Below are 10,202 nucleotides of genomic sequence, written 5' to 3'. Positions count from 1 at the left end.
TGTCATGCGCTCCATGCGAATGGCGAGGATGCCCGATTCCGCCGCCCCATCGTCGCCGGCAGAGCTGAAATAAGCTAACCTGTGTGAAAGCGTCGAAAAATCAGGCAGGTGCAAGAAGTCCTCGCGGTCGAAGCGGCGAGAAAGCATAGAGCCTGATCGCAGCGGCTGCAGACTCCAAACTCGAAGTCCTGGATTGATGAATGCTAAAGATAAACCGAGAAAACCTGAAAACCAGCCACCAACTCATCTGGTTCATCATAGACTTCCTGATGCTCGGCCTGCTCATTATCAACCTGGCCTTCATCATCTTTGATTCCATCTACAACCTCACCAGCGTCCAGAATCTGCTGGCCGAAAACGCCCCGGTTATCAAAGAACTCTACCACCCCATCCACGAAAACTTCCTGTTCTACGACCTCATCTTCGTCAGCATATTCCTGACCGAATTCGTCGTGCGCTGGGGCTACGCCATCAAGGCGAAAGTCTATGACCGCTGGTACTTCTATCCGTTCATCCACTGGTACGACATCATCGGCTGCATCCCCGTTGGCAGCTTCCGCTTCCTGCGGATACTGCGGGTTATCTCCATCATCTATCGCCTCCACCAGTACAAGGTGATTGATGTTACCCAGACCCGAGCCTTCCAGTTCTTCAACTTTTACTACGAAGCCTTCATGGAAGAACTCTCAGACCGCATCGTGATCAAAGTGCTCACCGGTGCTCAAGACGAGATTCGTCGCGGATCACCACTGTTTGAACGCATCCAGAACGACATCCTCTACCCGAGACGGGAAATGCTGTCCGACTGGGTATCACAACGAGTCGCTGAAGCAGCGCGGGAAGGTTACATCCCGAATCGCGGCGCCCTGAGAAGCTACCTGGAAACCCGTGTCGACAACGCACTCAAGCAGAACCTTGAGTTGTCGCGACTGAAATACCTGCCCGTTGTCGGGCCCACCATCCAGGAAACCCTGGAAGAAGCCGTGGGAGACATTGTCGCCAACGTGATTCACCAGATTCTTGAAGACCTCGCCTCTGCTTCCAATCACGCGTTCATAGAAGACATTGTGAACGTGTTCCTGCCATCCCCCGAGAGCGAAGACGGTAGCGACGAACACAACGAAGCCCTGATCAACCTGATTGTCGAAGTGCTGGATGCGGTCAAGAGCCAGGTCAGGGTCAAACACTGGCGTAGCGAACTGACCTGAACCTTACCAGCCAACAACACCGAGGATTCCATGGACCCAATGTACTATCGACCAGCTGCGGAACTTGTTAGCGACCTCAAAAACGGGAAGCTAACCAGTGTTGATGTCACTCAAGCATTCGTGGACAGGATTCGACAGTGTAATGGCGACATAAACGCGGTTGTAACACTGGACGAAACAAGCGCTCTCGGGAAAGCCAGGGAGGCTGACGAGGCTCTGGCGCGTGGCGATTCCGTTGGATCACTTCACGGCCTGCCACTCACCCTGAAGGATACCTGGGAGGTTGCCGGCATGGCCTGTACAGCCGGCGCACCCGCATTGAAAGACCATATTCCGACCAAACACGCCGATGTGGTCCAGCGCCTGGAAGACGCAGGCGCGATTATCCTGGGAAAAACCAACATCCCCATCTATGCCACCGACCTCCAGAGTTACAACAAGCTCTTCGGTGTCACCAACAACCCCCACAACCTGGCCCACACCCCCGGTGGCTCATCCGGGGGCGCGGCCGCAGCACTCGCGGCAGGCATGACCCCTCTTGAGGTTGGCAGCGACCTGGCTGGCTCCATCCGTACACCGGCGCATTTCTGCGGCGTTTTCGGGCACAAGCCTTCCCGCGCCCTGGTCTCCTTCCGTGGTCACATTCCAGGACCACCGGGCACAGAGTCACGGCCGGACCTGGCCGAAGGCGGACCATTGGCGCGCTCAGCAAAGGATCTGGAACTGCTATTGGGCGTGATAGCCGGTCCCGGTGAACGGGAACGCAACAGCTGGCAACTGGCCATGGCACCGGCCACCATCCATTCTCTGGAACAGGCCCGTGTGGGCCTTTGGCTGAAAGACCCGTTGTGCCCCATCGACGACGAATTACTGAACGGCTACCAACAACTCGGGCGGACACTGGAAAGCAAGGGAGCGCTGGTGGCCGAAACCAGACATCAATTGCTCAATCTGGAGCATATCCTGCCTGCCTACTTTAACCTGCTGGGTAGCCTGCTCAGCACATCCATGAAGCCGGCCCAACGCCGGCAAATGATGTGGATTTCCAGGCTTGAACGCTGGCTTCACCTGTTTGGCCCGGTCACGGCTTTCATCGGAGAATACGGCCGCGGTGTGAACCAGCCGGTACACCAGTGGATGGCCTTGAGCGAAACGCGGGAAAAGATGCGGGCCGAAATCACCACTCTGTTTGACGAATTCGATGTGCTGTTAACGCCGATCACTCCAACCACGGCCATTCGCCACGATCACAGCAATCCGGTGTTCAAGCGGCAGATCACCGTTGCAGGTCAGCCCAGGGCGTATATGGACCAGTTCTGCTGGATTGCCCTGGCTACCCTGCTCGGGCTGCCCGCCACCTCCGTACCAATTGGAAAAACGGCAGATGGGTTGCCGTTCAATGTGCAGGTCATCGGTGCGCCAGGGATGGACCTGACGACGATCCGATTTGCGGAGCTGCTGGAAGCCAGCGGACTTGCCGGCTTCCAGCAGCCGCCAGACCTCAGCCATTGACCAGGAAATGCACCCAGATACTGGCCCCGTAACCCAATGCAATCGCGGGTGTCCATTTCAGGTGACTGAGGAACGTGTACTGCCCCCTGGCCTGCCCCATCAGTGCGACGCCTGCAGCAGAGCCTATGGACAGGAGGCTACCACCAACACCGGCCGTTAGCGTAACCAGCAACCACTGATAGTCCGGCATGGCCGGATTCATCGTCAGCACCGCAAACATCACCGGAATGTTGTCGACCAGCGCAGAGATCACGCCGATCATGACATTGGCAACGGTGGGCCCCAGATCGCCGTACAGAGTGGCCGATATCATGCCAAGATAACCAATGAAGCCCAGGCCGCCGACCGCCATAATCACCCCGTAGAAGAAGAACAGAGTGTCCCACTCCGACCGGGCGATATGGGAGAACACGTCAAAAGCGCGACGCCCCTGGGTGCGGTCACCCGAACTATCGCCAGGCGGGGATTCAGAGCCCTCATTCCAGTGATACTCCTCGTGGCGTTTGAGATAAAACCCAAAGATCTTCAGGTAACCGAGCCCCGTCATCATGCCGAACACCGGGGGAATGTGCAGGAATTGGTGAAGACTGATGGCGGTGGCAATGGTCAGCAGGAATAGAGCACAGATTACCAGCCCGCCCGGTCGAATAACGTTCCCGAATGACTCCGGTGATGACGGCTGGCCCTTTGGCAGAGCCAGATGCATCAGCGCCGCCGGTACCAGGAAGTTGACGATGGAAGGCAGCAACAACTGGAAGAAGTCCTGGAACGGGAGTATGCCTTTCTGCCAGACCATCAGTGTGGTGATGTCTCCAAACGGGCTGAACGCCCCACCAGCGTTGGCGCCCACCACAATATTGATACAGGACAGCGACACGAATCTGGCGCTGTCGCGACCCACAGACATCACCACCGCACACATGATCAGTGCCGTAGTCAGGTTGTCCGCGACCGGTGACAGGGAGAATGCCAGGATTCCTGTGATCCAGAACAGACGCCGGTAGCCAAACCCCTTGCCAAGCAGCCATATCCGTAACTGATCGAAGACACCCCGTTCCAGCATGGCGTTGATGTAGGTCATCGCCACCAGGAGGAAGAAGAACAGCTCCGCGTATTCCAGAAAGTTATGCCGTATGGCCTCTTCGACTTCGCCATTGGCACCCGTCACGCGGTAGGCCAGGGCCACGAGTATCCAGATCAAACCTGCCGCAATCAACATGGGCTTGGATTTCGCCAGGTGAATCCGTTCTTCCAGCATGACCAACAGGTAAGCGATGACAAAAATCGCTACTGCAATGTAGCCCACTGGGTGGGCTATAAGATCCACGGCCCGGTCGGCGTTTGCCCACACCAGTCCGGGCGCCAACGACAGCACAGCCGCTAACGACAGCAAGATCGACTTCATTCGAGGGGGTGCTCCCAACTGCGATGGAATGCCCGGGACGAGCGTCCCGGGGGATTTGGTTATTCGATTTCGATCAGGCTCTCACCAGGCGCTACCCGGTCGCCTTTCGAGATATTCACCGCCTTGACGATACCAGACTTGGTGGCTTTAACCTCGGTTTCCATTTTCATGGCTTCAATGATCAGCACCGCGTCACCGGCGGATACCTCATCACCCTCGCTCACCAGCACATCCACAATATTGCCCGGCATTGTGGTTGTCACCTGGCCTTCTCCGGTAGCTCTGGCGCGACCGCCCTTGCGGGTAGTTTCAGAGGCTTCGCCCTGGGATTCCAACTGAATTTCCTCGGGCACGCCGTCCACTGTCATGTAGAACCGGCGTTCGGTCTCGCTCACCGGATTGGCACCGGTTACATGGATATCGTAACTTTCACCGTGCACCGTGATCCGGAACTCAGTGGACACATTGCCCCCGGTTTTACCGTTGGCGATGGGTTCCAGGGCTTCCGGCTGCAAGGTGCCGTCGCGGCGTTGTTCCAGGTACGTGCGGGCCTGGTCGGGGAACATGGCGTAGGTCAGTACGTCTTCCTCGCTCTCCGCGAGATCACCCAACTCCTTGCGCAGTTCGGAAAACTCCCTGGGAATCAGGTTGGCCGGGCGCTCTTCAATCAACTCTTCCTCGCCCACAGCACGGCGTTGCAGCTGTGCGTCCACCTCTGCAGGCGCCTTGCCATACCAGCCCTGCATGTACTTCTTCACTTCATTGGTAATGGTGTCGTAACGCTTGCCGCCCAAAACATTGATCACTGCCTGGGTGCCAACGATCTGCGAGGTGGGCGTTACCAACGGAGGGTATCCCAGGTCTTTACGCACCCGGGGAATTTCCTCGAATACGTCCTGAATCCGGTCGAGGGCGCCCTGTTCTTTGAGTTGGTTGGCCAGGTTGGACATCATGCCACCAGGAACCTGAGACAGGAGTACCGAGGTATCCACCCCGTTGTAGTCACTCTCGAACTGATGGTATTTCTTGCGAACCTCGCGGAAATGCCGGGTGGCTTTGTCCAGCAACTCGAGGTTAAGGCCAGTTTCGCAGCCGGCATCGTGCAACGCCGCCACCAACGATTCGGTCGGCGGATGGCTGGTACCACCCGCGAACGCCGACAGCGCGGTATCGATATGATCCACGCCAGCCTCCAACGCCGCCCACTGGCACATGGGCGCCATGCCCGAGGTGGCATGGGAGTGCAGGAATACCGGCAGTTTGAGGTTCTTCTTCAGGCCGCTGACCAGCTCGGCGGTCACCGCCGGCGTCAGCAGGCCCGCCATATCCTTGATGGCGATGCTGTCAGCGCCCATGTCTGCCATGGTCTCGGCCTGGGCCAGGAAGGTTTTCACATCGTGCACCGGGCTGACTGTATAGCACAACGTACCCTGGGCATGTTTGCCGGCCTTCTTCACCGCTTTAATACTGGTTTCCAGATTACGAACGTCGTTCAACGCATCAAAAATCCGGAACACGTCGATGCCGTTTTCCGCGGCCTTTTCAACAAACGCCTCCACCACATCGTCGCCATAATGGCGGTACCCGAGCAGATTCTGGCCGCGCAACAGCATTTGCAAGCGGGTGTTGGGCAGAGCCTTACGCAGGGTACGCAGGCGCTCCCACGGATCTTCCTTCAGAAACCGCACACAGGCATCAAACGTGGCGCCGCCCCAGCATTCCAGTGACCAGTAGCCGGCCTGGTCCAGCCATTCACAGGCCGGCAGCATGTCTTCGGTGCGCATACGCGTTGCGATCAGGGACTGATGGGCATCCCGCAGGATGACGTCGGTGATGTGAATTTTTCTCTTACTCATGGTGCTCTCCAATATTCGTGTTACAGGCCAGCCTGGGCTGCGATGGCGGCGGCAACGGCCGTGGCAATGGATTCCGGTCGGGACTTGTCGCTGTACTCCAGCAACTGCGGATTACGCTCCACAAAACCGGTATTAAACGTGCCGGCCTGGAAATCCGGGTGGTTCAGGATCTGCTGGTAGTACGGAATCGTGGTGTGTACCCCGTAGATAGCCATGTCGCTGAGCGCTCTGCGGGACCGGGCCACCAGTTCCGGCCATTCCCGCGCCCACACAATCAGTTTCGCGCACATGGAATCGTAGTAAGGGGGAATCTCGTAGCCGGTGTACATGGCGGCATCCGTGCGAACACCTGGCCCGCCGGCGGAATAGTAGCGACTGATACGCCCGAAACTTGGCAGGAAACCATTTTTTGGGTCTTCCGCGTTAATACGAAATTGGGCAGCAAAGCCACGATAACTGATGTCGGCCTGGGAAAACTCCAGCGGCTCGCCTGACGCGATGCGAATCTGCGCTTTGATGATATCGATGCCGGTGATTTCCTCGGTGATGGTGTGCTCCACCTGCACGCGCGTGTTCATCTCCATGAAATAAAAGCTGTCGTCGTGATCCAGCAGGAACTCCACCGTACCGGCATTCACGTAACCGCATTGACGGGTAACCTGAATAGCCAGTTCACCAATGGTTTCCCGCTGTTCCTCGCTCAACTGGGGAGACGGTGCCACCTCAATCAGCTTCTGGTTACGGCGCTGGATGGAACAGTCACGCTCGTATAGATGCACCACATTGCCGTGGTGGTCGGCCAATACCTGTACTTCGATATGACGGGGCTCAATGATGCATTTCTCCAGGAAAACCTCGGCACTGCCAAAGGCTTTGGTGGCCTCCGAAATCACCCGCTCGTAGTTCTGTCGCAACTCTTTCTCATTATCGCAGCGACGAATGCCCCGGCCACCGCCACCAGATGTGGCCTTGAGCATAACCGGGTAACCAACCTCCGCCGCCTGGCGTACGGCATCTTCGACGTCATCCAGGTTGCCTTCGGAGCCCGGTGTAACAGGCACCCCTGCGGCAATGGCGGTCTGGCGGGCCCGGGTCTTGTCGCCCATGGCACTGATCGCGTCGGAAGACGGGCCGACAAAGGTTACCCCCCTCTGCTGACAGACGGCTGCCAGCTCGGCATTCTCGGAGAGAAAACCGTAACCCGGGTGCAGAGCATCACAGCCGGTCTCGACCGCCAGGTTCACGAGATGATGGGGATTCAGGTAACCGCTGAGCGGGTCCTTACTGATCTGATAAGACTCATCCGCTTTCTTGACATGCAGGGAGTACTGGTCGGCCTCTGAATAAACAGCGACAGACCGAATGCCCAACTCCTTGCAGGCCCGCGCAATGCGAACGGCGATTTCGCCGCGATTGGCGATGAGCACTTTTTTAATGGCCATGGAAGCTTCCTTTAAGTACTGGTCATTAACGGAAGAAAGCTGCAACCCGCAACGGCGGGCTGCAGCGTTGCGACGTTTTATCCAGGGCTTTTCCGGACCGCGTGAACGATATCGGAGAAAGACCCCGGGCCTGGGTCAGGGTTCACTCGAATACCAAGGCGCCGGCTGAGATCATCAGCGGACAGCAGCCCGCAAATGACCTGCTCTTCTGCCCCAACAGCGGCAGCGTCCATTACCAAAAGATAGTCCGAATGAAGGCCCTTGAAAATGGTGATCAATTCATCAATTTTCAGGTCCTGGAGTTTACCGATCTCTATCGTTGGCATGCTCCAGACCGGCCGCATGACGTCCCGCGCAACAATGTCGGCGACGGTACTTCCGCGCTGGTTGGCAAGGCTCATGGGCCAGGAACCGATAAGGTCCTTCAGGGTCAGTATCCCGACCACCTCATCATTTCGATTGATAACCACACAAAAGGTTTCTCCGGAAACATCCAGCGTCTTTTTGACCTCCTGGATCTCCCGCGATGACCGGGCTATCACCGGGGCCTGCCTGGTGAAGTCCTTCAACAGTTCCGACGCAGCGGCGTCATTGGTGAGAGTGTCCTCTTCTTCCTGTAAAACAAGCCGATATCGGGCTCCGGCAGACAGGGACGCTTGAACGCTTGGTTGATTGCCCATGGCAATTCTCCTGGCTAAAGACCATTTCTTCAGGCACGGGGGACCCACGCAGGGGTAGCAGCGCCTGAATCTGTTCGAATGTCTATAGCTGGGAGGGAGGTGCCTGTGACTGGCCTGGGTAACTGAGAATTCTTCTGGGGGGGCCATCAAAGGCCAACTGGTGACGGGCGCGGGACGTCAACGCCAACGGTGGGTAAACGAATGTGGGCGACAGCGACGACACATCGCCGGGTGAAGAGGCTCCTTCTGAGGATTCGGAACTGCCTTGCCAATCGCTCAGCGCGACAGCGGTGGCAACGTGGTCATCCTGGGTGGGAACCGCAACGGTAACCGATGTCCAGACAACAAATATCAGTGCCAGCAACGCAACGAGGTTGCCAGACAGACTGAATGTGTGTTCGGAACGACGGGGCATCATTTCACCGTGTTAGTAGTTGCCTAACTATGCAGAGGCGACGGCTAATGATAACCCCAGGGGATGGTGGCAATGCAAGCTTTCGTGGCCAATACGGGAAAAGCTTGTCCTGAAACGAATAAGGGCCGGTCAAAGACCGGCCCTTATCGATATGGTAGCGGGGGCAGGATTCGAACCTACGACCTTCGGGTTATGAGCCCGACGAGCTACCAGACTGCTCCACCCCGCATCAAACTGGTGGTTAACCGGGTAAGGCCCCGATCACCGAGGTGCGCATAGTACGGGGCGTTGTGGCATCTGTCAAAGGGAAAATTTAAATTTTTCGCCAACTTACCGCTCGAGTATGGCAGTTACCCCCTGTCCGCCTGCGGCGCAGATGGAGATCAGGCCACGGCCGCTGCCCTTCTGTTCCAGCAACTTCGCCAAAGTGGCCACGATACGCCCACCGGTCGCCGCGAACGGATGGCCTGTTGCAAGGCTGCTGCCCTTCACGTTCAGCTTGTCGCGATCAATGCTTCCCAGCGGCTTGTCGAGGCCAAGGCGCTCCTTGCAAAAACCGGGATCCTCCCATGCCTTGAGGGTGGACAGTACCTGCGCGGCAAAAGCTTCGTGGATTTCGTAGAAATCGAAGTCCTGCAGGCTTAGCCCGGCCTTCTCCAGCATCCGGGGTACCGCATAGGTTGGCGCCATCAGCAGGCCCTCTTTCTTGTCGACAAAGTCAACGGCCGCCACCTCAGAAAACGTCAGGTAGGCCTTTACCTCCATGTTGTTGGCCTTTGCCCAGTCTTCACTGGCCAGCAGCACACAGGAGGCACCATCCGTCAGCGCAGTGCTGTTGGCGGCGGTCATGGTGCCCTTCTCACGATCAAACACCGGCTTGAGTGTCGCCAGTTTTTCGAGGGCCGTGTCCGGGCGCAGTATATTGTCTTTCTCCAGGCCGGCCAGAGGGGTCATCAGGTCCTTGAAGAACCCTTCATCATACGCGGACGCCAGTTTCTGATGGCTTTCATAGGCCAGCTTGTCCTGCTCGTCGCGGGGAATGGACCACTCGTGGGCGGTGATCTGGCAGTGCCCCCCCATGGACAACCCCGTTCTGGGTTCACCGTTTTGCGGAATTTCCGGCTTCAGATGGCTCGGACGGAAACGACTGAGCACTTTCAGGCGCTCACCAGCCGTCTTGGCCCGATTCAGGTCCAGGAGAATTTCCCGCAGCCCCTCGCTTACACCGATCGGCGCATCCGAGGTGGTATCGGTGCCGCCTGCGATGCCGCACTCGATCTGCCCCAACGCAATCTTGTTGGCCACCAGAATGGCCGCTTCCAGACCGGTGCCGCAGGCCTGCTGGATATCGTAGGCGGGCGTTTCCGGCGCCAGGCCGCTGCTCAGCGCGGATTCCCGGGTCAGGTTAAAGTCCCTGGAGTGTTTGATAACCGCACCAGCAACGACCTCTCCAAGACGCTGCCCCTGCAGTCCGAAGCGATCAACCAGCCCCCGCAGGGCACTGGTCAGCAATTCCTGGTTGCTGACCTTGCTGTACGCGGTATTGGAGCGGGCAAAAGGAACCCGGTTGCCACCAATAATGGCAACCCGGCGGATATCGCTTTTAGCGGCCGTGGTCTTCTTTGCCGTCGACGTTTTCTTTTGGGTGCTTTTCGGTGCCTGTGCCATGATGATGTCCTGTTTA

General features: G+C 57.6%; 8 protein-coding genes and 1 tRNA gene. 2 read left to right on the top strand and 7 right to left on the bottom strand.

The genetic code is table 11. The features are described 5' to 3' along the window. The first annotated feature begins 200 nt into the window (after window positions 1–200). Window positions 201–1,208 (top strand): hypothetical protein, encoded by a 1,008-nt coding sequence (locus AC13D2_RS12675; RefSeq protein WP_292047563.1) that lies wholly within the window; start codon window positions 201–203, stop codon window positions 1,206–1,208. A 39-nt stretch (window positions 1,209–1,247) separates the two neighbouring features. Beyond that, window positions 1,248–2,720 (top strand): amidase, encoded by a 1,473-nt coding sequence (locus AC13D2_RS12670; RefSeq protein WP_482938722.1) that lies wholly within the window; start codon window positions 1,248–1,250, stop codon window positions 2,718–2,720. Here the strand turns inward: AC13D2_RS12670 and nhaD are convergent. The 7 genes from nhaD to AC13D2_RS12635 form a co-directional block, all read right to left on the bottom strand. Beyond that, window positions 2,710–4,125, bottom strand: a complete 1,416-nt coding sequence (nhaD, locus tag AC13D2_RS12665; protein WP_482938721.1) for a sodium:proton antiporter NhaD — start codon at window positions 4,123–4,125, stop codon at window positions 2,710–2,712. The genes AC13D2_RS12670 and nhaD overlap by 11 nt on opposite strands. A 59-nt stretch (window positions 4,126–4,184) precedes the next feature. Continuing rightward, window positions 4,185–5,981 carry a sodium-extruding oxaloacetate decarboxylase subunit alpha gene (oadA, locus tag AC13D2_RS12660; RefSeq protein ID WP_292047557.1) on the bottom strand — a complete coding sequence of 599 codons (1,797 nt, stop codon included), beginning with the start codon at window positions 5,979–5,981 and terminating at the stop codon, window positions 4,185–4,187. A gap of 20 nt (window positions 5,982–6,001) precedes the next feature. Beyond that, window positions 6,002–7,423 carry an acetyl-CoA carboxylase biotin carboxylase subunit gene (locus tag AC13D2_RS12655; RefSeq protein ID WP_292047556.1) on the bottom strand — a complete coding sequence of 474 codons (1,422 nt, stop codon included), beginning with the start codon at window positions 7,421–7,423 and terminating at the stop codon, window positions 6,002–6,004. 77 nt (window positions 7,424–7,500) lie between these two features. Further along, complete coding sequence (locus tag AC13D2_RS12650; RefSeq protein WP_482938720.1) at window positions 7,501–8,103, bottom strand: CBS domain-containing protein; 603 nt, start codon at window positions 8,101–8,103, stop codon at window positions 7,501–7,503. Window positions 8,104–8,185: 82 nt separating this feature from the next. Continuing rightward, a complete protein-coding gene (locus AC13D2_RS12645; RefSeq protein WP_292047553.1) occupies window positions 8,186–8,518 on the bottom strand; it encodes a hypothetical protein in 333 nt (110 codons plus the stop codon). A gap of 152 nt (window positions 8,519–8,670) precedes the next feature. Beyond that, window positions 8,671–8,747, bottom strand: a tRNA-Met gene (locus tag AC13D2_RS12640). A gap of 101 nt (window positions 8,748–8,848) precedes the next feature. Further along, complete coding sequence (locus tag AC13D2_RS12635) at window positions 8,849–10,186, bottom strand: acetyl-CoA C-acetyltransferase (RefSeq protein WP_482938719.1); 1,338 nt, start codon at window positions 10,184–10,186, stop codon at window positions 8,849–8,851. Window positions 10,187–10,202 lie beyond the last annotated feature (16 nt).

The sequence above is a fragment of the Marinobacter sp. B-12 genome, assembly GCF_056857915.1.
Note: the sequence above shows the minus strand (reverse complement) of the source record. Positions and strands in the feature narration are given on the sequence as shown.

What these genes read in the sequence shown, in the direction of transcription:
- AC13D2_RS12675 (WP_292047563.1), top strand. Translation starts at nt 201, where the DNA reads ATGCTAAAGATAAACCGAGAAAACCTGAAAACCAGCCACCAACTCATC.
- AC13D2_RS12670 (WP_482938722.1), top strand. Translation starts at nt 1,248, where the DNA reads ATGTACTATCGACCAGCTGCGGAACTTGTTAGCGACCTCAAAAACGGG.
- nhaD (WP_482938721.1), bottom strand. Translation starts at nt 4,125, where the DNA reads ATGAAGTCGATCTTGCTGTCGTTAGCGGCTGTGCTGTCGTTGGCGCCC.
- oadA (WP_292047557.1), bottom strand. Translation starts at nt 5,981, where the DNA reads ATGAGTAAGAGAAAAATTCACATCACCGACGTCATCCTGCGGGATGCC.
- AC13D2_RS12655 (WP_292047556.1), bottom strand. Translation starts at nt 7,423, where the DNA reads ATGGCCATTAAAAAAGTGCTCATCGCCAATCGCGGCGAAATCGCCGTT.
- AC13D2_RS12650 (WP_482938720.1), bottom strand. Translation starts at nt 8,103, where the DNA reads ATGGGCAATCAACCAAGCGTTCAAGCGTCCCTGTCTGCCGGAGCCCGA.
- AC13D2_RS12645 (WP_292047553.1), bottom strand. Translation starts at nt 8,518, where the DNA reads ATGCCCCGTCGTTCCGAACACACATTCAGTCTGTCTGGCAACCTCGTT.
- AC13D2_RS12635 (WP_482938719.1), bottom strand. Translation starts at nt 10,186, where the DNA reads ATGGCACAGGCACCGAAAAGCACCCAAAAGAAAACGTCGACGGCAAAG.